The organism is Paenibacillus sp. NRS-1782 (genome assembly GCF_050467685.1).
In the GTDB taxonomy this organism is placed as follows: domain Bacteria; phylum Bacillota; class Bacilli; order Paenibacillales; family Paenibacillaceae; genus Paenibacillus; species Paenibacillus terrae_A.
Map to the genome: position 1 here is coordinate 92,350 of NZ_JBITPH010000022.1, position 24,816 is coordinate 117,165.

At 48.5% G+C, this 24,816-nt stretch carries 21 protein-coding genes; 4 read left to right on the plus strand and 17 right to left on the minus strand.

Annotation, left to right across the window (positions count from 1 at the left end):
- Positions 1-214 precede the first annotated feature (214 nt).
- From ACIFQM_RS10030 to ACIFQM_RS10080, 11 genes are all read right to left on the minus strand, one after another.
- Positions 215-772 carry an SLOG family protein gene (locus ACIFQM_RS10030; protein WP_044646637.1) on the minus strand — a complete coding sequence of 186 codons (558 nt, stop codon included), beginning with the start codon at positions 770-772 and terminating at the stop codon, positions 215-217.
- 442 nt (positions 773-1,214) lie between these two features.
- Entirely contained in the window at positions 1,215-2,198 is a 984-nt protein-coding gene (locus ACIFQM_RS10035) for a Gfo/Idh/MocA family protein (RefSeq protein ID WP_430042365.1), read from the minus strand.
- 180 nt (positions 2,199-2,378) lie between these two features.
- Positions 2,379-7,349 carry a DUF4132 domain-containing protein gene (locus ACIFQM_RS10040; protein WP_430042364.1) on the minus strand — a complete coding sequence of 1,657 codons (4,971 nt, stop codon included), beginning with the start codon at positions 7,347-7,349 and terminating at the stop codon, positions 2,379-2,381.
- A 15-nt stretch (positions 7,350-7,364) separates the two neighbouring features.
- Complete coding sequence (locus tag ACIFQM_RS10045) at positions 7,365-7,784, minus strand: hypothetical protein (RefSeq protein ID WP_430042362.1); 420 nt, start codon at positions 7,782-7,784, stop codon at positions 7,365-7,367.
- 348 nt (positions 7,785-8,132) lie between these two features.
- Positions 8,133-8,990, minus strand: a complete 858-nt coding sequence (locus ACIFQM_RS10050) for a MetQ/NlpA family ABC transporter substrate-binding protein (RefSeq protein ID WP_430042360.1) — start codon at positions 8,988-8,990, stop codon at positions 8,133-8,135.
- 291 nt (positions 8,991-9,281) lie between these two features.
- Complete coding sequence (locus ACIFQM_RS10055) at positions 9,282-9,953, minus strand: methionine ABC transporter permease (protein WP_430042358.1); 672 nt, start codon at positions 9,951-9,953, stop codon at positions 9,282-9,284.
- The gene (locus ACIFQM_RS10060) at positions 9,946-10,671 is read right to left on the minus strand and encodes a methionine ABC transporter ATP-binding protein (RefSeq protein ID WP_430042356.1); all 726 of its coding nucleotides are present in this window, start codon (positions 10,669-10,671) and stop codon (positions 9,946-9,948) included. The genes ACIFQM_RS10055 and ACIFQM_RS10060 overlap by 8 nt, the downstream gene beginning before the upstream one ends.
- A gap of 139 nt (positions 10,672-10,810) precedes the next feature.
- Positions 10,811-11,602, minus strand: a complete 792-nt coding sequence (locus ACIFQM_RS10065) for an energy-coupling factor transporter transmembrane component T family protein (protein WP_430042355.1) — start codon at positions 11,600-11,602, stop codon at positions 10,811-10,813.
- On the minus strand, positions 11,577-13,079 hold the full coding sequence (locus ACIFQM_RS10070; RefSeq protein ID WP_430042353.1) for an ABC transporter ATP-binding protein: 1,503 nt from the start codon (positions 13,077-13,079) through the stop codon (positions 11,577-11,579). The genes ACIFQM_RS10065 and ACIFQM_RS10070 overlap by 26 nt, the downstream gene beginning before the upstream one ends.
- Positions 13,079-13,675: an ECF transporter S component gene (locus tag ACIFQM_RS10075; protein WP_430042351.1), complete on the minus strand. Its 597-nt coding sequence runs from the start codon at positions 13,673-13,675 to the stop codon at positions 13,079-13,081. The genes ACIFQM_RS10070 and ACIFQM_RS10075 overlap by 1 nt, the downstream gene beginning before the upstream one ends.
- A gap of 379 nt (positions 13,676-14,054) precedes the next feature.
- On the minus strand, positions 14,055-14,879 hold the full coding sequence (locus ACIFQM_RS10080) for a nucleotidyltransferase domain-containing protein (protein WP_430042349.1): 825 nt from the start codon (positions 14,877-14,879) through the stop codon (positions 14,055-14,057).
- Between the two features lie 243 nt (positions 14,880-15,122).
- Here ACIFQM_RS10080 and ACIFQM_RS10085 point away from each other — a divergent pair, with 243 nt between their 5' ends.
- Positions 15,123-16,448 carry a helix-turn-helix transcriptional regulator gene (locus ACIFQM_RS10085; protein ID WP_430042347.1) on the plus strand — a complete coding sequence of 442 codons (1,326 nt, stop codon included), beginning with the start codon at positions 15,123-15,125 and terminating at the stop codon, positions 16,446-16,448.
- Complete coding sequence (locus ACIFQM_RS10090) at positions 16,423-17,223, plus strand: WYL domain-containing protein (RefSeq protein ID WP_430042346.1); 801 nt, start codon at positions 16,423-16,425, stop codon at positions 17,221-17,223. Before ACIFQM_RS10085 ends, ACIFQM_RS10090 begins: the two co-directional genes overlap by 26 nt.
- A 153-nt stretch (positions 17,224-17,376) precedes the next feature.
- Here ACIFQM_RS10090 and ACIFQM_RS10095 read toward each other — a convergent pair whose 3' ends face one another.
- Together ACIFQM_RS10095 and cysK are read right to left on the minus strand one after the other, a co-directional pair.
- On the minus strand, positions 17,377-18,354 hold the full coding sequence (locus tag ACIFQM_RS10095; protein ID WP_430042344.1) for an aldo/keto reductase: 978 nt from the start codon (positions 18,352-18,354) through the stop codon (positions 17,377-17,379).
- 21 nt (positions 18,355-18,375) lie between these two features.
- A complete protein-coding gene (cysK, locus tag ACIFQM_RS10100) occupies positions 18,376-19,299 on the minus strand; it encodes a cysteine synthase A (RefSeq protein WP_430042342.1) in 924 nt (307 codons plus the stop codon).
- Positions 19,300-19,485: 186 nt separating this feature from the next.
- Here cysK and ACIFQM_RS10105 point away from each other — a divergent pair, with 186 nt between their 5' ends.
- Positions 19,486-20,694 (plus strand): MFS transporter, encoded by a 1,209-nt coding sequence (locus tag ACIFQM_RS10105; RefSeq protein ID WP_430042339.1) that lies wholly within the window; start codon positions 19,486-19,488, stop codon positions 20,692-20,694.
- 102 nt (positions 20,695-20,796) lie between these two features.
- Here the strand turns inward: ACIFQM_RS10105 and ACIFQM_RS10110 are convergent, their stop codons facing one another.
- The 3 genes from ACIFQM_RS10110 to ACIFQM_RS10120 are packed head-to-tail and all read right to left on the minus strand — an operon-like array spanning position 20,797 to position 22,974.
- Positions 20,797-21,795 (minus strand): glycosyltransferase, encoded by a 999-nt coding sequence (locus ACIFQM_RS10110; protein ID WP_430042337.1) that lies wholly within the window; start codon positions 21,793-21,795, stop codon positions 20,797-20,799.
- Positions 21,796-21,847: 52 nt separating this feature from the next.
- Positions 21,848-22,237, minus strand: coding sequence for a hypothetical protein (locus ACIFQM_RS10115; protein ID WP_430065411.1), 390 nt, complete (start codon positions 22,235-22,237; stop codon positions 21,848-21,850).
- A 14-nt stretch (positions 22,238-22,251) separates the two neighbouring features.
- Positions 22,252-22,974 (minus strand): hypothetical protein, encoded by a 723-nt coding sequence (locus ACIFQM_RS10120; RefSeq protein WP_430042333.1) that lies wholly within the window; start codon positions 22,972-22,974, stop codon positions 22,252-22,254.
- Positions 22,975-23,125: 151 nt separating this feature from the next.
- Here ACIFQM_RS10120 and ACIFQM_RS10125 point away from each other — a divergent pair, with 151 nt between their 5' ends.
- On the plus strand, positions 23,126-23,698 hold the full coding sequence (locus tag ACIFQM_RS10125) for a shikimate kinase (protein WP_430042488.1): 573 nt from the start codon (positions 23,126-23,128) through the stop codon (positions 23,696-23,698).
- Positions 23,699-23,796: 98 nt separating this feature from the next.
- Here the strand turns inward: ACIFQM_RS10125 and aroD are convergent, their stop codons facing one another.
- Positions 23,797-24,561, minus strand: a complete 765-nt coding sequence (gene aroD / locus ACIFQM_RS10130; RefSeq protein ID WP_430042331.1) for a type I 3-dehydroquinate dehydratase — start codon at positions 24,559-24,561, stop codon at positions 23,797-23,799.
- Between the last annotated feature and the right edge of the window lie 255 nt (positions 24,562-24,816).

Genomic DNA, 24,816 nt, shown 5'->3' on the forward strand with positions numbered 1-24,816 from the left:
TCCACACAAAATGACACCGAGACAGAGCAACGCGGTATACCGAAATCTTTTTTTCATCTGAATCCTTAACTCCTTTCATGGTTTGTTTTTTCAATAAATTTATTTTATCTGACTGATAGATTATTGTTGTTTAAATTTTATGTTAGCGCTTACATGAAAGTAAAGGGACGCATTCGCCCTTTTTGTTCAAAAATCCGAGCTAATGCTTTAAAAATCAGAGGTCCATGAATAAGCGTTCTTCATCCGCTATGCTTTGGATATCCTCTGAGCTAATGCTGATATATTGATAGCCTTCTGCCTGTTGTTTTTTCAATGCCATTTCTTTCATAAAACGTGGGCTGCCCTCCCCGGCATCCTCGTCATAAACGAGCAATAAACCATCGGTTTTGCGGAAAAGCAGTTCATCCCGTGCCTTGAGCTGCCATATTCCCTGATAAGGCTGGCGACTGACGACTCCCACATAGTCAACTCCCTCACAAATCTGCTGAAAATACTCCTTTTTATCCTCCTTCCACTTTTCCTCCATATTTTGATAGGCCACCATAATCGAGCATTTTAAGTGAGGATACTGCTGCTTCAGTGAAATTGCTACTTCACAGGCCCACAGATCCACTCCGTACTGACCCGGGGTAATAATCCACTCCAGTCCTTCTTCAATCAGGGGAATGAGCCTGCCTGTGATCGCCTTTTTGATATATGGAATGCCTTCGTGCTTTTGGTTGAAAATATTCAATTCATGGGCACGGTAGCCCGAAACGAGCAAATTTTTCATCATCTCAACGTCCTTCTCGAATGGTCATAATGGTTATTGTACCACTTGCAAGGAGGCCGCTACATCACTTAGTTCTTTGGAGAGCTGAGTGGATATGTCCAAAAAGACGAGCCTCGATCCATGTTTGCTGGATGAGATTCGTCTATTGGAATTCGCTACTGGTTTCGTGTTCATGCCGATCTAATCGGTCTGATCGCAACAGCCGCACTGGCTCAAGCGACATGTACAACACCCTACCGTACATTTCTGAAAATTCCATTGAAAAATTCTAGGAACTACTCCCTATGAACATTATTCATTTTCATATCAGCCAACTTGTGGGGATTGCATTCATTCCAAATGGTGTACACAAAAAAGTCGAAAGAGCTTAAAAAGCTCTTTCGACTTTAAGTGGTTTATTCTTTAATCAATTCAATTCAATTCAATTCAATTCATAATTCAATTACTCAAAAGGATATCGAAGCCCCCACTGTGCGCGAATCTGATCCATCAGCTTCATAATGCCCAGTGATTCATCCAAAGATATCGTGGAACTTTCGAGCAAGCCTTCATTCAGGCAGCGCCCCACTTCTTCTGCTTCAAAGGCATACCCTGTGGAAGCTCGGTCATCCTGAAAGGTTTGTACCTCTTCGCCGTCCACATGTAAAGTAGCCGACGTGCTATTCAGGAAAGATGGAATGCGGATATATCCCTTTGTGCCATGGATATATGCCTCATTCGTCAATCCGAGACGAACCGCCCCATTGAGCACAGCCGTACGTCCATTTCCGTAATCCAGCAGGATGGAAAACGTCTCGTCAACACCCGTTTCCCCGATATGAGCGGTACTCCATACATGCTTGGGTTCAGGACCGAACACCATCGAAGCAAAAGAAACCGGATAAATTCCCGTATCTAATAAAGCACCTCCGCCCAAATCGGGGTTCAGTAGCCGTCCCTCGGGATTCCAATCTACGCGAAAACCAAATTCCGCCTTAACCAGCTTCACCTCACCAATTCGTCCCGCGTCTATCCACTCCCGCACTTGGCGAATCGGAGGCAAAAAGCGTGTCCACATCGCTTCCATCAGGAATAGCTTATGTTCACGTGCTAAGCCGATCAGTTCCTCCAGTTCCCCACTATTCACGGTGAAAGGCTTCTCACACAGAACGGCTTTCCCCGCCCGAAGAGCCGTCAGAACATTTTCTTTATGAAAAGGATGAGGAGTGCCTATGTATATAGCATCTACCTCGGGATCTTGAGCCAGTTCCTCGTAGCTTCCATAAGCGCGTGCAATTTGATGCTTGGCTGCAAATTCGGTAGCGCTTTCAATAGTGCGTGATCCTACAGCGTACCCTTCCCCGTTCGTAACATGCGCCAAATCCGCGACGAATTGATCTGCAATCCATCCTGTGCCGACAATTCCCCATTTGATCTTCTTGCTCATACTTGTGTCCCTCCCTGCAATATGGTCAACGTTGACTTACACAATCCCCTTTATTCTAGCAAACGCCTGCCAGGAACAAAAGAATTATCTGGGCACAAATAATGAAGCCCTGCCACACGGATCTGCATGGACAGGGCTTCACGCTACTTCAATATGAATCTCTATATCACAGCTTCTATCCTACGCCTGAAGCTGCGTAAGAATTTGCGGGTCCTTGATTTTCTGATCCTCAGCCAGCAGTACAATTTTGGATAAAATCTCGGCTGTTCTTGGATCTTCATCCAGGAACGGCAGGAAGATGCGCCCACGATGCTGCGAATGCACCGGAATGATATGCAGCGCTCCCTTCGCCTGCTTGTAGACACCGCCGCTTCCCAAATGCACCGCATATTCACCAAGACTTCCGTCTACGCGCGCATAATTGCCATCCAAACGTACATTACTGATTTTCAGCAAACGCAGCGATTCCTGCACAATAACGCTGCGCATTTCAAGGGTCGTAAGACTGGCTTCCGGATCAACACCGCCCACATGGGCGACACTGACGACCAAATCTACATCCCGCATGACTTCCGAGAACAGCACGGGAGGAACTTCCTCCAACGGCACACTCTTATACGTTGTCCGATCAAAGAATTGCACCGTCTCCAGTGTAGGAGCCTCGGTATCGGCTGGTGAGAACCAATCTGCCATCGCGTACAGGTTAGCAATCAGGTTTTCGGCATAATACACCTTCTGTAGTCCTTCCTCATAGCTGACCGTCCACTGGCGACCTTTCAGCAGGGCTACCGTCTTATTCGGCTGTACCTGATGTCCTGCATATCGACGGGAAACGGTGGCACTTGCACGTTCATCTGCATTCGGCAAATACAGCTCACGGAACACCTGTTTAAACGGCTGCCGAATCTGGCGGTCAAATAAATCCTTCTGGAAGTCGCTCCAACGACCACTTTCATACAAATGGAGCGGATGAGCGATGATCAGCTTGTCCTCTTCACCTACAGGATACTGTTGACCCGAGGGATCAGCCAACCCTGATGTATCTTCATTGAAATATCCCAGGCGTTCTCCAGCCTTGAAAACTAGCGTCCGCACCAACGGAGCAAGCACAGGGTTGCCTAATAATCCCGTTAACTCCTTCATCATAAAGGCCGTGCCGGACTCCATAGAGCGTTCCAATTCCTTGCGGGCTCTACGGTACTGATCTACCAGATCGCCTTTAAGCTCCTTCAACGCAGCAACATACTCATCCTTCTTGAAGCGAGCCGGAATAGATTTCAGCGTCTTCCCTTTGCTGACAATCTCAATATCTGCCGTTCCTTCCTCATCAATGACAAGCTGTATCGTTGTAGCCTCTTCCAAAGCATGTGGCTCAAAATAAGACCGGAGATCCTCCAGCTTACGGGCTTCCATATCCCACACAAGCCGGGTTACATCATCATAGCCTGCGTTACGTGCCAAATTCCCAAGCGCAATTCGTGAAACCAGAGCTTCACTGGCCTTACGCTGTGCCCCAAATTTTTTGCTCTGTTCCAGAAACTTCTGGATGAAGTCATAACGTTCCCGTACATCTGGTTCAGGAGGTTTCACAAGAGGAATCAGACTGTAGGTCAGCAAATGTTCCTTGTTCCGTTTGTCTTCCACCGACTTTTTCATTTCACCCAGTCTCAGCTTACCCAGCGTCGCATCCGCAAATAACTGGGATCGGCGATGATTGGCTCCAGCCGAAATATATTTGGCACAGTCGTACAGCAGGTCAAATCGTTCCTCGCCCAACGTCTCATAGGCCTCATGAAACCAGTGAATATCGAAGGCTCCATCATTAAAATCCTGCGGAGCAATCGGCGAATAATGAGCTACAATCGTTTCCTTCTCGGCGGAAAAACCTTCATTGATATGCGCATGGAAGTACCATGCAGCACTGCGAAGACCTTCCCATCCAAGATAACCTGCTACAATTTCAATCCACTGTGGAGCATACATTGCCGCCTCCAGCAGACGTTTATCCGTAATTTTAGCGTTATTCAGCTTTTCCTTAAGCAAAGCAGCATCCTCGCCATCACGCGGATAACATGCCTTGAGCAGGTGGCTGAACGATTCTTTTTTGGTGATACGATCACCGTAGCCATACACATAACCACGCACGAACGTTTCCTTGTCGAGTCCCTCCAGAATACGAATGAAATAATCCATCCCTTCAATCCGGCTCAAGCCCATCACTTTTGGCGTGGCCTCGGTAGGCAAATCACCTCGAACCAATTCAACCTTCAGCAGTCGGTCAATAACCGTACGCCGTATTTCCAAAAATTCCGGATTGCTGGCAATCCATGTATTGCGGGCATTCGTTAAGGAACTCATATGTCTTCTGCTATCACTGCCAGCCAACAGTTCCCGATACACTTCTCCTACACCGATCAGCCCTTTTTCATACGCTTTAAAATAATCCTCCAGATCCAGCGGTGAATAAAAGTGATTTAATACAGCTGCCAGTTCATTATAGTTAACAAAAGTATGGAAAAAACGTTTAAAAGACTCATCATCATATACACGCCCTTTCTCCAACCCGATCCACGGGCTGGACAGCAGGTGCAGCATTCCCATGTCCTCAGCAGGTCTGCCCTTGGGCATAGCTTGCATCAATATATTCAACGAGAAATCAATGGTATCAAAGGTTTTATCACCGGGAGTGTCCAGAAAATAAGCATTAATCAGCGTGCTTACCTGATCGTTATACGTCAACTCTGCTATCCATTGCTGCATCTCGTTAATTCGATCTAAAGGATACATTTGTTCAGCGAAATCTTTACGCCATCCTTCCAGCAGCTTGTGCTTTCTCAATTCTGAATAGTCCATGTTATGATTGGAGAAATAACGGTAGTAGCGATCAAGTGTTTGATCCATAGAATCCAATCGGTCATATAAAACAAGCTCTAGCAGTTCACTTGCTTCCATGTCGCTCTCCTGCAAATAACGACTCCATTCCTCGTGAAGAGGATATAAAGACAGCATGGGAACTGCTTCCTCATTAGGCTGAGCCAAGCGTACGGTACGAAAATTAGCGCCGATTAGCAGCGTTTCTTTGTAGCCCGAATAATACTCAGCAGTATATTCTACATCACGATGCTGGTGGACAAGTTCATTCAGTCCGCTCAGGAACCGCTTCATCTTCTCCAATGAACCCACAAAAACATCACCCAACCGGAAATCACCCAGATCCGGCTGCTTCTCCAGCCAAGCCTCCTTGGCAGCAGGCTCGTACAAGCCAAAGCCGTTTGTCCCCGTATAAGCATCCTCCTGCCCCAGCTTGGACAGCAGTTGTTCCTCCTTAGCCGTCGGCTGCTGAATGATATCTGCTAAAGGCTGGATCGTTTCATACTGCTCGGCACGCTCGGGATCTGCATAAATCTTCGTCAATATTTCCAGTCCGCCCAATCGTTGCAGCTCCGCCTTTGCCCGAAGCAACCGCTCCAATGAACTATTCAGAGACTTCTCCGGCTGTGCCAGTAGTACACCAATGACACTTTGCCGCAGAGAACCTGTCTTGAGCTTCAATAGCCCCTCCATTTGCTGCATTTCCTCTTCCGCCAGCGTCAGCTTGTGCGCCTTGGCAACAGCGAACTCGCGAATGCTCATACTTTTGTCGGACAGGCTTGAGAAAATAAATTCACGTTGCACCGTATCATCCGGATTCCGCACAAATTGATTCAGCAGCTCGCCACGCAGATCAGGGCTCATTTGATCCTTTAAGGCTATGATTTGTCCAATCCAGGTCGCATCCATATCATAACTGACGAGATACAGCATTTTTTGAATCGGTGCATCCGAACGGTGATAAACGTTTACAAAATCCAGCACCTTGGAGGGCTCGGCAGACTCGCCTTTTTTCATCTTTGCAAACAGAGCATGAAGTCGCTCAAAATCCTTGCGTCGCTCTTCTTTATTCTCCAGTAATGGAGTATGCACCACTTTAACGATTCGATCCGCGACCGTCCCGCCTTCTACCCATTCGTAAAAATAATTACTTGTATAGTTCGTCAATACCCAATATTGAAGCTCCGGGTCCGCCTCATTCAGATATTCTCTGGCAATCCCCAGACGCACATCCTTGTTTTCACTGTTAGAGAGTACATAAAGCGCTACAATCTTCTGATAAGGTGCTCCCTGTTCCATGACTTGTCGAACTTGTCCATACAGATCACGTTCCTCATGTACTGCGGTAGCCCACAAGCTCATATATACCTCATTGGCATTCGCGCTAGTCAGCCATTCCTGACGCAGCTCGCTATTCGTCAATGCTTCATACGCCTGCTCAATCAGTTGGCGAACCACCCGCTGATTAGCAGACTCCAAGCCCATGCCTGTCCATACCGCAAGCGCCCGTACCACCGAGCTGTAACGAATGAAACCCTGGTCGATCATCACCTTCAACAGATATACAAGAGCCTCCGGGGTTCCTTCATCCATTTGCTCCACGATGCTTTGGCGCAATCCCTCCTGAAGCTTGGCAGCTGCCAAAAGCTCGCCGACCATATGGTAATTCTCCTTTTGATGGCTCAAGAGCATTCCTTTTATCATGGCACGCGTAAGAAGCGCAGTCTGGTTATCGCCATAAATAATACCTTTAAGCGCCTCCAACACCTGCGGATTACCGTTGTCCAACTCATAGGCTATCCAATCACTAATCGCCTCTTGAATCCGATAGTCATTCCCATGTTCATAATCCTTTTTCGTTAAATAATCTATAAGCGAGAAGCCGATCCAGTCCATTCGGATAAGCTGCACCATTCTTTTATAAATCCGCGACGTATGGAATGTGATATCCGAGGTACGGAACGGTTTACGCTCATACCCTGTACTGTAAGGATATTCAGTCACATGCTCCGTTATATATGCGAACACATCCCCAGCCGTTGTTCCAATCAACTGACGCAGCACCTCTGCCAGTGGCTTGAACAGCGGCTCTCCGCTTGCTTCTGCCTGTACTTTTAATATGCGCTGGCATTCGTTAAAAGGCTCCTCATTCTCGCGTATGTAATGAATTCGACCCAGTTCCATAACATGTTGGGCCAATTCCTGTTGTTGTCCATCCAGTTGCGCCGCGCGCCCCTTCAGTTCGGTGAAATATTCCTGCTCATTTTTCTCCTGATGCATATTTCATTTCCCCCTCTACCATAGGCTTCCGGCCAGCATTGTGAACCGTATAAATACAATCTCGTTTCCATCCTCAAGCAACAAAGGGGCATCCAGCACAGCGGCTTCCTCATCACGTACAAAAACTCTGTACAACCCGTCTTCAAAAGCCTGCATCGCCGTGTTTACTGCATCCTCCACATCAGGAACGCCATCATTATAGATGGACCCGAATCCTACCTTGCCTGTCTCGCCCTGCGCCTGAACCTCCTGCCCTGTGAGGAACGGAATCAGTGCGACACTCTCCTGCTTTTCACGCAATCTGCGGACATTCAGGACGACGGTAGCAGCAATCAGCTCTCGCAAAGTTTCAGGGGCAGGATTCAGCTCTATTTCCTGTTTTGCGAGTTCCGGCTTTCTTTTCCCTAAACTTTTTACAGTTACAGCCAGTTTCATGCCGTTCCCCTTCTTTCCTTGCTTCCACTTTTGATCCGTTGTCAGCTGAATTTTTTGACCCCTACAAAAAAACTGTTAACAAAACCAAAAACGAATGCTTGTTCGTATATTTATTTTAATATGCTCGCAAGCAATACTCCATCACCCTTAATGACTAAAATTTATAGCAGTGTATGCACCCTAAAACCTTAAAAACTAAGACTTTATACCCTGTTTTCGCTAAAAAATATCCATATAAAGGATATAAAAAAAGACCTGCACAAGGAACTCCATCTGCTCATCACAGACTTCATTACCTTATACAGGCCACAACTCATCATAAAACAACGTTTCAACTCTCGTTTTCACTTAAAATGCTGGAATGACGCTGTCCTTGTAATTATCCTCGAAAAATTTGCGAACCTCTGGACCCGTCATTCGCTTCGCCAGCTTTTGAATGGCTTCCGAATCCGCATTATCCTTGCGCGCTACCAGATTAATGGAAAAGTGAGTATCATCCTTTTCAGTAATTAGCGCGTCCTTCTTCGGTGTCAGGCCCAGTGGCTTGGCATAAGCGGGATACATGGCAGCCATGTCCACATCATCCAGCGACCGCGCCAGCATCAAGAGATCCACTTCTTTGAACACAAACTTTTTCTTGTTTTCAATAATATCAGCCTGTGTAGCATTATAGCCTACGCCTTCTTTAAGCTTGATCAGACCGTTTTGCTCCATCATCACGAGAGAACGTCCGGTATTTGCTGGGTCGTTGGCAATTGCAATCGTCGCACCTTCAGGCAGGTCTTTAATTTTCTTGTATTTTTTGGAATATGCGCCATAGATGGCGTTGTAAATCGGTTTGACTGCTACCAGATCAGACTTGTTGCTTTCATTGTATTGTTGCATAAAAGGAGCATGCTGAAAGAAGTTTGCATCCACTTCATGGGCTGCCAATGCGTTATTCGGCTGGATATTGTCCGACAGCACAACGATTTCCAGATTAACTCCGTCCTGCTTGAGCAATGGTTTTACGATATCCAGCACATCCGTCATCGGTGGAATCAGTGTCGCCACTTTCAAAGTCACTTCTTTTGGGGAAGTCGCTTCTTTAGGCTGTGTTTCTTGTGCCGCCTGCTTTTGACCGCCGCATCCGCCAACCAGCAGCATGACGACAGCAAATAGTGTAAGTAATTTCAGGTTAGTTTTTATGTTGTTGTTCCGACTCATTAGGTGAGAAACCTCCAAGTAAATTTATGATTGGGAAGAGGAAAATGAGTTACAGTGGAGCCGCTTCGCGTGCAGATTGTTCTTCCGATCGCTGTTACCCCCGGATTTTTTTCATTTAGTAGAACATTATTAGGTAAAAATCCGGGGGTAAAGGCGAACGCTAACGCTTCTTTAGAACAATTCTGCCCGCTCCGCTTTTGAGGCACTGTAAAGTCATTCTCATTTCCCATAGTGGGTGGTGCAAGTGTATTTCAATAAAGCATCCGTCTTAACGTAGCAAGCTACAATATACTATCGCTTGTCGATCCGGCGGGAAATGGTGCTTCCGGTGAACTGGATTGTTTGCACTAAAATAATCATGACAACGATGGTGAACGCCATCAACCCGGTTTCAAAACGCTGGTAACCGTAGCGAATGGCGAAATCGCCCACGCCGCCGCCGCCCACAATGCCCATCACCGTGGAGTAGGAAATGAAGCTGATGGTGGACGTGGTCAAGCCAAGTACAAGCCCGGAACGGGCTTCCACGTACAAAAATTTAAAAATAAGCTGGAGGGTAGACGCTCCCATAGAAGTAGCAGCTTCGATTACACCCTTGGGTACATCCAGCAGTGACTGCTCCACCAGCCTTGAATAGTAGGCAATGGCTACCACTGACATGGGAACCGTAGCCGCCATCGTACCCAGTGCCGTACCCACGACGAGACGTGTAAATGGAATCATAAACACGACCAGCAACAAGAACGGGAACGAGCGAATCACATTGACCAGACTGTTGAGTATGGTGAACAACAGCCGATTTTCATATTTTTGCCCCTTGCCGCACAAATACAACATCGTTCCTGCCGGAAGCCCCAGCAGCACGGCTGCTGCGATAGAAATACCCACCATGATGAACGTCTCTCCGATGGCCTTCCATATCTCGGACTGATACTGCACAATAATGCTCAACGTTTCATTCACAGGCTTCACCTTCTCCCGCTTTTGAACTGTCCGATGGACCGCCTACAGGCTGCGTTGAGAGCAGTCGCCCATCCCGCATCTCCGAAACGCGGCTACAAATGCTCCGCACCACGTCCATATCGTGCGTTACGATCACAATCGTAACCCCCAGTTCACGGTTGATCTCCTGCAACACGCCTAGAATATCCGCCGTTGTCTGCGGATCAAGCGCTGAGGTCGGCTCATCACAAAGCAGCACCGCAGGTCGATTCGCCAGCGCTCTGGCAATCGCCACACGTTGCTTCTGGCCTCCGCTCAGTTGTGCTGGATACTGCTCTGCTTTGTCAGCTAAACCGACGAATTGCAGGCATTCGCGCACACGTGCTGCTCTCTCTTTTTTCGGGACGCCTGCCAGCTCCAGCGGCATTGCCACATTGCCACTAACCGTACGGTTGTGGACGAGATGATAATGCTGAAAAATCATCCCGATGGATCGCCGCGCTTCACGGAGACGTTTTTCCGGCATGCGGGTCAGCTCGTCTCCATTTACAACCACATTTCCCTCATCCGGCTGTTCCAATACATTCATCAGCCGAAGCAACGTTGACTTACCGGCACCGCTGGCACCTATGATACCGTGAATTTCCCCTTCCTCCACTTGAAGGGACACGGATTGAACCGCTTGAAATGGGCCGCTTGAGGTCGTATAATGCTTGCTTACCTGATGCAGCATAATCATGAAACTGGCCTCCTGATGATCCATTTCTCAGGGAAAATGTAATAGGCCCGCCAGCCCAGTCAGGTCTGTACGAGCCGTCAATTCCCATTGCATTAATATAACACAGAGCAGAAATCGGGCAAAGCCTTTTGACAGCAAATTAGCGCACATCCCACACGCCCACATAAGGAAAGCGGATACCGAGCCCCCAAGCCAGCGTAAGCATCACCACAAAATAGCAAATAAACACACTATCTACAGCCGAATAATGGATCGCATAATAGTACGTGCGCTTGGTTTCATTGGCAAACCCCTTGGCCTCCATGGCAATAGCAATTCGCTGGGCGCGCCGGATGCTTTGAGCCAGCAGCGGAATCGCATATCTGCGGAGCGTAGCATACATATTCCATTTGGACACATGCTGATGTACACCCCGAATGCGGTGGGCATGTCTCAACGTTTGGAATTCCTCCAGCATCATTGGCATCATCCGCATCGCCGCCAAAAAGCTGTACGCATATTTCGGAGGAAGCCTCCATTGCTGCATCAGCGAATAAAACAGGTTTACCGGGCGTGTCGTCAAACCAAATAATAATCCTGCCGCCGCCATACTCAGTGCACGAAATCCAAGATGCATTCCCCGATAAAAGCTTTCCTGCGTAATATGGATCAGGCCCCATGTCCACCAGGTCGTCACCCCTTTGCCGAACATCATCATGCCTGTGGAGGTTGAAATAAACACCAGTATAAAGGGAGAACCATACAGCAGCAGTCGCTTCCACGGATGGCCTGACCAGACGAGCAACAGCAGCATAGCGCACGCTACATTGAACATCACGTTCGGATTGTGAATCAGAATGACGACCACGAACAACAAGGAAAACATTACAAGCTTTAATCCCGGATTAACCCGGTGAAGCCATGTTTCATGATGGGGAAAAGACAGGTTCATGCCGCAGTTCCCCCTTCTGTATCCGCCATATATCCGTGCAATATCGACGGACAATTTCCGGGTCATGCGTGACCATCACAATCGCCGTGCCCGCCGCTCTAAGCTGCTCCAGCATGTCCAGCATGACAAAGGTATTGCGGGCGTCCTGCCCAAAGGTCGGCTCATCCAGCAGTAGCACGGCTGGCTCACGGATCATAGCTGTGGCAATGCTCAGCCGCCTTTTTTGCCCCAACGAAAGCTGATACGGATGACGTTCATCCAGCCGTTCCAGCCCGAACTGTAAGAGTATTCGATCCACTCGCTCCCGGCGCTGTTTATCCGTAAACAAGCTCTCCGGCAACGAATACTCCAGTTCCTTCCGTACGGTATGCGCTACGAATTGCAGCTCCGGATTTTGAAACACGAACGCGATACGCTCTGCCAGCTGTTCCGTACCGCCCGCCTCTTTTCCGTCCACACTGTAGCTGCCCTGCGTTCGGATTAAGCGCATCATGGAGAGCAGCAGCGAGCTTTTACCAGCCCCATTTTCACCGATCACACCAATCCAGTCCCCCGGCTTCACCTGTGCTTTCTCCACATGAATGACCGGGCTCGAACCCCGAAGGCCGCTAAAATGCTCCAGCTCCAGTATAGGAGTACCCGCAGCCGCCTCTTCTACCTGATGAGAAATATTTAACTCATTCAGTTCACAGAAGATGTGTCCCTGTGCCTCTTGTTCACTCCAACGTGGTGAAGATGCCTCATTCCATACGCCCGGATACCATACACCGTAATCAGATAACGCCTGCCGATGCACATGAAATACCTCTTCCGCAGTTCCGTCTGCCATGATTTCCCCTTGAGCAGAAAGCACCACAATCCGATCCACATCATGGACAATTTCATTTATTTTATGCTCCACAATCACTAGCGTCTGATCTGCTGAAATGCGGCGAATCGTATCCCACACCTGTGCGGTGCCTTCTTCATCCAGCAAAGCCGTCGGCTCATCCAGAAAAAGCATCTCCGGCTCCATCGCCAGCACTGACGCAATCGCCAGCCGTTGCTTCATGCCCTGAGACATGCTGCCAATCGGCATATGTATCTCATCCGTTGAAAGACCGACCTGCGTCAGCAGCTTGCGGATACGAGACGGCATTTGCTCACGGGGAACCTGATTATTTTCCAATACAAAAGCCAGCTCCTCGTCCGCATACGACATACAAAACTGCGTATCGGGATCTTGGAATACGACACCCGCACACTCCGGAATGACAGCAGCATCACATTTCATCGGCATTTCTATCGTGCGCGGAATCAGACCACTCAGCACCTGGAGCAGCGTTGATTTACCGCATCCACTCGGTCCGAGCAGCAGCAGCTTTTCCCCTTTGTGGACGGATACAGACATGTTGTGAAAAAGCAGCTCCTGCTCACCGGGAAATTTCAAACGAAGACGGGTGACCGACGCCACCACATCTTCGGCTACCCAGCTCATTAGTCCAGCCCCTTATAGTCCTGTTCCGTTGCAGGTCTCAAGGTGCGTGTCACCCCGGTGACTTCCAGCGCCTTAGCCAGATAGAACGCGAACACCCCGGCAATCACAATACTGCCAATCAAGCGGAATCCGACATACAAAACATAGTTCCAGGTCGAAAGCTGATCAATATACCCGTAATTGAGGTCCAAAATCAGGGAGGCTATAGCCGATCCAGCCGCAGCCAGCGAAGTGACCCACAGGTTGGCGTTCCGATACAGAAAAGCCGCAAAGAACAGCTCTGCTCCCAAACCTTGCAGCAAGCCGTAGTACAAGGTGGACATCCCCCATTCACTTCCCAAAAAAGCACTGACCGTTGCCGCTGCCACCTCTGCCAAAATCGCAACTCCCGGCTTGCGGATAATAAGATATGCGAATGTGCCCGCCATAAACCACATGCCATACATCAATTGCTCGGCGTTCAGCCCAAGCGGTTTCACCAGATCATACGCAGGCCCCCATATTTTATAGACCAACCCAAACACAACGGCGATCACAATCGTGACCAAAATATCCGTCAGCTTCAATCCTTTAGACGCTTGTACAGCAGTATTCATGATGATGTACTCCCCTTTTCCCTTAAAATGGGCCTCGTGGCCATGAAAAAAAGCTTGTCCGGAGCTGAATCTCCAGGCAAGCTTTATGCGCAGTAAAAGGTGGATCACCATACAAAACATCATTCGTCGATATACCTCATACAACCAATAGCCTAAGCGCAGCCGTCTAGCTTGATTATAAGATATGAACCGAATCTATCGACAACCGCAAAACAAGCGGCATTCCTGTATAGTGTTCTAGGTTTCTCTACGCTGGCATTACCCAGATCAGATTTCACGGTCGATGGCAAGGGCCACCCTCTCAGCCTGACTTTCTCAAGCTCCCGACAATGCTTTTTAATTCACTATAATGTACACCACATCTATTGCTTTGACAATCCTACAATCCGGCTTGCCATACTTCCTTCACCGCAGCGCGGAACAAATCATCCAGTTGCTGATCACGTCCACCCTCCATATGCTGGAGCAAAGGCGCCTTTTGTTCAAAATAAGCTATTTGCTGCTGGATATAATCATTGACCACAGAAAGCTGTGGCTCAATATCCAGTTCCTCGCCCGCTTTTTTACGTTGCAGCAAATGTCCGATCACCTGATAAAGCTCTGTATCTGCCGGAATTAATTCCTCCAGCAAGTCTTCGAATTCCATCGGAGGCATACTGTTATAGCGTTCAATCCAGCCACACGCCAGCAACGGGCGCAGCACATAAAAATACTTTTTAATCTTCACCTGTTCTCCTTGCAAATAATCCCGATAGTTTCCTCGCGCCATATTCAGATAATGATACATACAGGACTTAGGCGAAAAAGTTAACGGCGATATAGCGCGAATCTGTTCTGCCACTGAATATGGCTCCAGATAGGGAATCGGGGATTGCAGCCATTCCAGTAAAGGCGGATTGGACTTGCGAAACAGATTGAGCGACTTTTTCAAGTCCCAGCCGTTGATATCCAGCAAATCGCTGATTGGACGCTCAATCACATCCCGTTTATCAAAAATGGACAAATACCACTCCACCGGCCTTACATAAATAAAACGCACATCGTAGTCACTATCCTGTGAAGGAAATCCCCACGCCCGACTGCCTGATTCACAGGCATATACAATACGCACCTGCTCCTCCTGCTCCAAAGCACGCAGCTCCTGCAATATCGTTTCACGCATTTCCGGTCTGATTGAATTCCGTCCATGTTTTATATCTGTCATGCTATTCCCTCCCTAACCACCGCTTTTATATCTTGATATTTCCTGAATGCTCCACATTCATTCTACGCCCCGTCTTGGCTGACGGATTCTACTTGGTATTTATATCATCCTATATTTTGCTTGCCGCGAACATGGCGAAAGTATTACAAGGATGAATAAATTCCCTTTTTCCTGCATCTCTTCCCTGTTAGAATAAAGGGATACTTATTTTCGGAGAACGGCAACAGAAACGGGGAATCCGCCATGGCGAGAGAGAGCTTTGATAAAGAAATTCAATTTCTGCGCATGCTGACACTGACGAGCGGCGCTTATAATCGGCAGCAATTTGCAGACAGACTGGGCATTTCCGTACATACCTTTGATAAAACGATCCGGCGTCTCAAAGAAATCGTTCAATCCGTGCAGCAGCAGTTACCAGCGGAGCAGGGACATGACTTCAATGAAATGCTGCGCTTCAACTACTATGAATCCGCTGATCCACTACTGCTATTCCTGTTTCGGGCCAAATCGCTCAAGGAGTCGGAAAGCGTCCGCCTAGCCCTTCTGTTGACAGCGCTACAGTCACAACCGCTAACCACCATGGAACTGCTGGATGCCTGCTGCGATGGGCTGCCTCCCGACAGTACGCTACCGGATGAGAAAACGATCCGTTCGGACCTGAAATATCTGGTCGAAGTCGGCGTGGTTCGCAAGGAGCCCGGCGGCAGACCTTACCGCTATGCTGTTCGCAATGATCTGGTCACTGGACTGACGGACGAGGAATTACTGGACCTGTATGACTTTGTGGACATTATGGCGAATACGCACCTCCCCTCTGTACAGGGATATCTGCTGCGCGATCTTTTAAAAAAAGCCATGCGTCGTCAAGCCGGAGATCAGGAAATGGTGGAACCTTTTTTATACAAATACCACTATTACTCACGCATTCTGGATGAGGCCCATATTCATCCGCTTCTTCACGCCATTCGGCAACGTCGCTGTGTGACTTTTTTGTACTTTTCGGCGGCCAAACGAAGCATGTATGGGTCACAGAACACGAATCCGCTGTTTGAAAAAGAAACCGAAGGCCGTGAGCACACCATTCTTCCCTTGCAAGTCATCTATGATCATCAATATGGACGTTGGTATGTACTGGGTCAGGTGGACGGCAAAGGGATCATGAAGTTTCGCATGGAGGGCATGACACAGTTGGCGGAGGGCGAACCCGTGTCGGAGAAGCGTTTTGCCGACCTGCTGGTCGTGTTGGAAGAAAGAACGCGGTATAGCTGGCTTGTGGATACCGGGCGCACCGTGAAGGTGCAGGTACGTTTTTTCAATCCCGAAGGTGCCAAACGCAACTTTATTCGGGAACGCGTGCTGTTGCAGGGACAATGGGGAACGATCACGGAGGAAGAAAGTGAATCCTTTATCTATGAAATTACAGTGAACGGAATCACCGAGATTAAACCGTGGCTGCGCAGCTTTGGATCAAGCTGTGAAGTGTTGGAACCCAAGCGGCTGCGTCAGGAATTCAAGCAGGAATGGAAGGAGCTTCAAGCCTATTATGAGCCTATTCGAGAAAATATTTAACTACCAAATCGTCTCGCGGCTGGATGAATCGGGCGCTTTTGCTACCACATCGCAGGAAAGAATCTGGCTCCAGTCCATGCTGGCAGATCCGTCGGCGACAGAAGCTTTTACCCCGTCTACGCTCGATAAGCTTCGGCTGATGCTCGCAGATGACGAGCCGTTGGAGGTCGATGGCAGCTTGAGGGAAAAGGCCGGCATTCCTGCCTCCCCGGTTTATCATCCGCTCCTGCGTATATTGCGTCCCATCCTGCGGTCACGCTCAGGTATCTGTATGAGCTACAGAATGCGCAACGGGCGTGTTCATGAGCGTATGTCCGGCTTTCCGTATAAACTGGAATTTTCCATGGTCAAAAAGGAATGGAGCCTGCTTTGGTACAATCGCAGGCACCGTGCGCTGATGTCCACCAAGCTGCCTAACATCGTAACCATCACCGAAGAGGAAATTCCACCTGAAGAGACCGAGAAATTCACCCAACGCATACTCGGTATTCTGGAGTCACGCAAGGAACAGGGCATTATCGAAATTATACCTGTGTACAACGGGGAATTATCCCGTATTTTATATGCCTTTTCCTGCTTTGAGAAAGAGGTGGAGTATGTTCAGGATGTGGATACCTATCGTATTACGCTCACTTTTCAGACAGACGAATGTGAATACGTACTGTCCAAAATCCGCTTTCTCGGCAAACGCGTCAAGGTCGTCCAAGGCTCCCGGATCATTTCCCGAATGAAGGAAACAACCGCCAGGGCACTTGCCAGATACGAAGAGGATTAGCCACTGGAAAAATGCTTAATAATCCTACGAAAAAAGGCCCGCACTCTGTCCATTAGACAAAAGGCAGGCCTATTCAATTACGATTTGCACTGCGAAATCATACTTTTTTCCAAAAAAATGTCTGCTGTAACCAGCTGAAAAGCACTCGCCAGGTTACGGTAAAGCTTGTCCCCGTGCACTCACATATAAAGTATACCATTCGTCGCGGGTCATTAGCTCGCTCTGTCGCTCCGCATCCTGACACGCCTTGATCCGTTCAGGATTAGCGCTGCCAATGACGGGCTGAATCCGCGCCAGATGCTTCATAAGCCAGCCAAGAACGATGGCCTCGCGTGTCGTTTCCTTTTCAGCAGCCAGCTTTTGCACCAGCTCTGCTGTTTGGCGTATATGCTCCGGCTGCCCTTCCAAAGAACCACCGCTAAAACGCCCCTGTGCCAGTGGCCCCCACGCTTGAAGCTGAATATCCTCCGTTTGGCAGTATTCCAGCAAGCCTTCGCCAAAATGAACATGCGTCCCGGCCTGCTGATTCACATGCACCGTCTGATCTACAAAATGAAGATGCGCTAGGCTCATCTCCAATTGATTAGCCACCAGCGGGCCGGCTAAGCTGCGCTCCAAAAACTGAATTTGGCTTACATTCATATTGGAAACGCCAAAATGCCGTACTTTGCCGGATGCCTTGAGCTTGCTGAACGCCTCCGCCACTTCTTCCGGCTCTACCAACGGATCGGGACGGTGCAGCAGCAGGATGTCCAAATATTCGGTACCCAGACGCTTCAGAATACCATCCACAGACTCCATAATATGAGCATATGAAAAATCAAAACGGGTCGGGAGCGTACCATCCGGAAGACAAATACCGCATTTGGACTGAATCACGATCTGCTCGCGCAAGCCGGGTTGTCCCTTCAAAATTCGACCGAAAATCTCTTCCGCTTTCCCTGCTCGATAGATATCTGCATGATCAAACATCGTAATGCCAATGGAACGTGCGGCTTCCACCGCTCTTTCTGCTTCAACTACATGCTCCTGTGTATACGGCGTACGATCCCATTCCCCGCCAAAAGGCATACAGCCAAGCACCAGACGGCTATTCGAAATGTTGCGTTTCTGTAAAGGCATAATTTTCATGTTGCTCCTCCTTCACTCTTTTTATCCGAAAATACCCATACTCAAATATCGCTCTCCTGTATCCGGGGCAATACAAAGCACCCGTTTGCCCGGTCCCAAGCGCCGAGCTTCCTGAACTGCCGTCCATATTGTAGCTCCGCTGGAAGGTCCGACGAGAATTCCCTCCTGAGCAGCAATGGCCCGTGTCATCGCAATCGCATCCTCATCCGAAACCTGTATGATTTCGTCATAAATATCCGTATTCAGTACAGCAGGAACGAATCCCGGGCTAGTACCAACCAGCTTATGCGGACCAGGCTTGCCTCCTGATAGCACGGGCGAGCCCTTCGGCTCTACCACGACAACCCGCAGATTCGGCAAATGCTGGCGCAGCACCTCCCCCGTTCCCGTAATCGTACCGCCTGTTCCCGAAGAAGCGACGAACACGTCCAGCTTGCCTTCTGTCTGCTCCAAAATTTCAATTGCAGTCGTTGTACGGTGGATATCCGGGTTGGCCTCGTTTTCAAATTGATGCGGGATAAAGCTCCCTTCGATCTCAGCCCCTAGCTCCAGCGCCTTGCGAATCGCTCCTGACATCCGTTCCTCCGCTGGTGTCAGCACGACCTCAGCCCCGTATGCTTTTAAAATATTGATTCGTTCCCTCGTCATATTCGACGGCATCACCAAAATCGCACGGTAGCCTCGGGCAGCCGCATTCATCGCTAAGCCAATCCCCGTATTCCCGCTGGTCGGCTCAATAATAGTTCCACCCGGCTTTAAGTGTCCAGCCTTTTCCGCCTCGTCAATCAAATTGCCCGCCGTCCGATCCTTAACACTGCCGCTGGGATTAAAGTATTCCAGCTTCACATACACTTCCGCATCCTGCGGTCCGGTTAATCGCTGAAGCCGTACACAAGGCGTATCTCCAATTAAATCTGTAATGCTATGTACCACTTTAAGCGTCATCATTGTATCCTCCTTGGATAGATCCATACTATAAAAATAACATATTTAACCCGCTCATACCTGTCGCTTTTGTAAAATACATAAATCTTATCTGCTTAGTATGTAAAATTCTTGCAAATGGGTCGCCAGATGTGGTTTCTAATGATATACTCGCATTACTATTTTTCAGGAGGATACAAGACATTTATGAGTACTCAAGAAAATTTGACAGCCAATCGCTTTCCCCCCTCCTTGCTATGGTTGACGCTCGGTGCCTTTGCCATCGGCATGACCGAATTCGTCATTATGGGGCTTCTGCCCAATGTGGCCCAGGATCTTCATGTCACCATCCCGCAAGCCGGACAGCTCATCACCAGCTACGCGCTTGGTGTGGCCATTGGCGCACCTGTGCTCACCGTATTAACTCACAAGGTACCGCAAAAAAAGCTGTTATGCCTGCTGATGATTATATTCATTTTGGGCAATCTTTTTTCCGTCATTGCTCCCAACTACGAGCTTCTGATTGCAGCCCGTATGGCTACCGCGCTATCGCACGGAACCTTTTTGGGAGCCGGCTCCCTGATCGCCGCCCGACTGGTTCGCCCTGACAAGCGGGCTGGTGCCATTTCTATGGTGCTGACCGGACTGGCCGTAGCCAACATTATCGGCGTGCCCTTTGGCACCTTTATCGGACAGCAGCTCGGATGGCGTGCTTCCTTTGGAGCCATCGTCGTGATCGGCCTGATTTCCCTCTTTGGCATCATCCGGTACATTCCGGTCATGCATCAGGACAAGCCCTCCAGTCTCAAACAAGAAGTCCGAAGCCTGTTTAATCCGAAGGTACTGCTGATGCTGCTCACAGGTGCTGTCGGTTGCGGTAGTCTGTTCACCGTCTTTACGTACATTACGCCTTTACTGACCGACATTAGCGGCTTTGCCGAGCATAGTATTACGTGGATTCTCGTCCTGTTTGGCCTTGGCGTAACCATCGGGAACATCGTCGGCGGCAAGCTCGCGGATTGGAAGCTGCTGCCGTCGCTGATCGCAAATTATGCCATACTGGCTATTATTTTGGCCATCCTGACGTTCACGCTACAAAGCCCGGTGCTGGCCGTCATCACTGTCTTTATCTGGGGCATTGCCGCGTTCGGCATTATGCCCGGCATTCAGGTTCGCATCATGAATCTGGCCTATGAGGCTCCTTTGCTCGCCTCTACCTCCAGCCATTCCGCATTGAATCTGGGCAATGCAGGAGGCGCTTTTATCGGCGGGGTCGTCATTAACCAGATGGGACTTGCCGCCATCCCATGGATCGCATCTCTTATCACTGTCGGTGGCCTGCTTCTCATGCTGGTCAGCTACGTCATCGACCGCAGAATGGCTGATTCTGAAGCCGTAGCGGGGATACATTCCTAAAAAGGAAGGACTTTCGTTCACTTGAGCGAAAGTCCCTTTTTAAATCATCCTCTAATTCTGGACGCTTAAACGCTGTTGAAACCGAAGTATTCTGCCTCGCACTCAGCTTAACCAATTCTCAAAAAAGTCCCGATACCCCTGCTTCATCACCCTGCTCGAAAACTTCTCCATGGCATACGACTGATTTTCCGTGGAAACCCGACGAGGTGAGGCGGTAGCCATATTGACCAGCTCGAACCAGTTTTTCTCATTGCCCGAAAAAGAGTGCGTGGAGCTGATATGTCCGTAGCAAGGATGCTCAGGCTTCACGACGATTTTCCCCATAGCCAGCGCTTCGGTCAGCGGCATCGCAAACGTGTCGAATTTGGAGCAGCTCCAGTATACTTTGGCCGTATTCATCAGCGCAAATACCTCATCCTGCGTCAACGCAAATTGGAGCTTCACATTGTCAGGGATATCGTACTTCTTCATGCTTTCCTTATAGCGTTCTCCGCCAAACACCATGTAAACTTCCTTGTCGGGATTATGCCGCGCATACTCCAATACCAGATCAGGACGCCGATTCTCTTCATCCCTTCCGATCCACATCACCCGATTCTCCACGACCTGCGAAGGGTCAAAATGCTTTTCCACCAGCCGCTCATTAAACCCAATCGGGATAACTGTCACATCCGTTACACCAAATTTGGATGCCATCTCCTGCTTGAGAAAATCAGTCTGCACAATAGCCTTGTCCACGATCTGATAAAAAGGCTTCATCATCTCATAGCCTGTAAGCGCCGGATCAGGAAAACTGTGCGGAAAAAGCACGCTGTTTTTAAAAAACATTTTCAAATATGTAAAGCCGGATACCGTATAAATAACATCCTCAATCTGCTGCTCATGAAGCTGATCGAGTACCACGTCATAATTAACAAGATCACCCTTTTCATGCTCATAACCGGGAAGCCAGTCATGGCTGCTAACATGGCGCTCCGGTGACACAAATACGATATCCACGCCCAGCTCCAGCCCGATCTGCTTCAGACGTTCCGCAAAAATACGCGGGCCCTGCGCTTCGGCAAACTGTATTTTTCTCATGACCAAACCGACTTTTTTCATATATGTCCCCACCTTTGTTTACGATCTGTACACACGCTGTAGCTCAAACTCTTTATTCACACCTTCTGACTTGTCCCCATTCCAGCATCGCTGCGCATTGGTTCAAACAGGCTAACGCCTCGCCCCGTTGGGCTTCTAATTGCTCTTTTGACCATTTATCACCGTTTATATGCAATTTCGTTCCGATCCTTCGCAAATCACTTTCAATTAACAACAGCATCCACAGCGAAAATACCACAGCAAACATGCCATATTCTTGCATAAATGCGCCTCGCTCCAGTCCTGCTCCCAACAGCTCCAGCTGCTCCAAATACCTGTCCAGCAAGCAAATTCGCAAGTCGGACGTCATACGCCGGGGAAACAATGGGTGGGACATGTCGATCAGATGATACACATCCCATAGCGGTGTGTTCAAATGGGCATGCTCCCAATCCAGCACCATTAGCCGCTCCCCACTCAGCGCATAGTTGCCCGGATGAAGATCACCATGAGACAACACAAGCTGGGTGAAAAAGCGAAGTGATCCAACTGTGCATACATACGCTGAACCTGCTGTTTAGGAAACCCTAACGAGCTGCAAAGCTTCAACACATCAAGCTTGCGCATGTACAACTCAGAAACCAAATCCTGAATGAGCGGCTTGGGTCCTCGAAGTGGCATTCCAGCAAAACGATCCGGTGGCAAAGCATGCCACCCTGCTACAAGTCCAACAGCCCGCAACATCGTTTGTTCTTCGTGTAGATGATGCAACGGACCAATATCCTCAAAAATCATCCATTCCACTCCGCCATCTGTGCCTGCGCCAGAACAGGCCAGCAATCGGGGATAGATGGGTGGCAACGTAGCAAGCACATGCTCATATACCCATCTCTCCCGGCCTGCTTGCTCATCATTGGTTAATGGCTTGAACACATAACTCTCAGAAGGTGACACGTAAAAACGTTCAACCTGCCGACCATTTGTACCTGTATATAAAACTTCCCGCCTCCACACCTGCGTATCATTCAAAGTACCGTCAACATTCACATATGGATGAAATAGATTCATAGCTTCCCAACTTTTTTGTATAAAATGTAATAGCAAGATCATATCACAGTACTCGTTCTGAACGAAGCCCGGCTTGTCCATCAGATCCAAACGATCTGTGGGACAGCCCCTTACCTGTTCAATATCATCCATATGATGATGAACACCATTTTTATCTTGTACCTTTCTCCTAAAGTGATCTATGCTATTGAATGACACGTTTGATGAACGTATAATGTATTTATGTATTTAGCGCTTTGAAGCGTTACATCTCAACATTACTGGTGAGAAAAGAGTGGTTATGGTGCAAAACAAGAGAGAGATTCCATTAAGAGAACAGAATATTGTGCTCATTGGCTTTATGGGTGTAGGTAAAACAACGATAGGTTCTCATCTCGCGCGCAAGCTGTATCGGGACTTTGTGGATATTGATCAGGAGATTGAACAAGAGTACAACATGCCGACAACAGAAATTTTCAAAACATATGGAGAAAAAAGATTCCGCGAGATTGAAAAAGATCATATTCTCAAACTATGCAGCAATACCTGCCTGAAAGTCATCTCGGTTGGTGGCGGTGCCTTTTTACAAGAAGAGGTTAAGCAGGCTTGCCTGGCTTCATCTATCGTCTTCTTTTTAGATTTAAATTGGGAATCCTGGAAGGATCGACTCAAGATGCTCATCGATACCCGTCCCAATCTGCAAAACAAGAATTTGGACGAAATCGAAGCTCTTTTCCGTTCCAGACAGGACATTTACGCCGTAAATCACTCCAAGATCGATACAGATCAGCTGGATGCGGAAGAAGTCGCAGACTATATTATTCAAACTCTAAATCTAGGTTGGGAACTGTATGAGTCTACTCGTGGATTGAATTAGAGTTACAAAAAGGAAGGTTCCATCATGCTTACTGCATGTGGACCTTCCTTTTTTTGGATGATGGCACTTGGGTTGTCAGCATTAATACCATGTGTCTTTTATGAATGACTGTGCAGCACTGTTAATATCTCTCTCAGTTCAGTGACAGGTATCTGCCCCGGCGCGGAAGCTTTCTTAGCGGCACCAAAGGTTAAAGCCGAACCAAACAGCTCTCCGGTCAGACGGCTCACGACACCTTTTCCCGCCATTGACATCGTAATAATAGGCCGATCTGCATATTCCTCTGCCATGGTACGGGTGGCATCCAGCAAGGTCAGCACATCGGCTGTACTTGTCGGCATAACCGCTATTTTAGGCAAATCGCCTCCTAGCTCCTGCGCCTTACGCAACCGAGATACGATTTCCTCCTTTGGCGGCGTCTTCTGGAAATCATGGTTGGATATAATCACGGATACGTTATGCTTATGCGCAGCTTCCACCAGCACCTTCACATCGGCTTCGTCATTAAAAAGCTCCACATCAATGATATCTACCTGTCCCGTTTCGGCTGCCATGCGATTCAACTCCACATAACTCGCCGTACTGATTTCCTTTTCCCCGCCTTCCCGGGCACTACGAAACGTAAAGACGAGCGGGATATTGGCCAAGATGGACCGGATTTCAAGCAAGACCTCCTTAACCTTCCCCAAATCCTCTACATGCTCGTAAAAATCGACTCTCCACTCTACGATATCCAGGTCGAGTGTACGCAAATGGGCAGCTTCTTCCTTTAGTTGCTCCAACGTTTCTCCCACCATCGGGACGCAAATTTTAGGCGCTCCTTCACCGATCAGAACATCTTTTACCTTAACGATTTTTGCCATATCTAACTCACTCCTAAATAACAGTTTTAAGTCGAACCATTACAATATTTCATAGTATAACGCATTCTGAATAAGCCTGCTGATCATTCATCCCCGATTGTTGGCTTACTCCGAATCAAGCGCGATTTTAGGGGATAATGTGCGACTTGATGGAAAAACGGTACTGTACCGGAAATTAACAAGCACGGCCAGCACAATACCCACCACATTCACAATCAGAGCCAGCATAAAAACACTAGTACAGCATCAGATTTA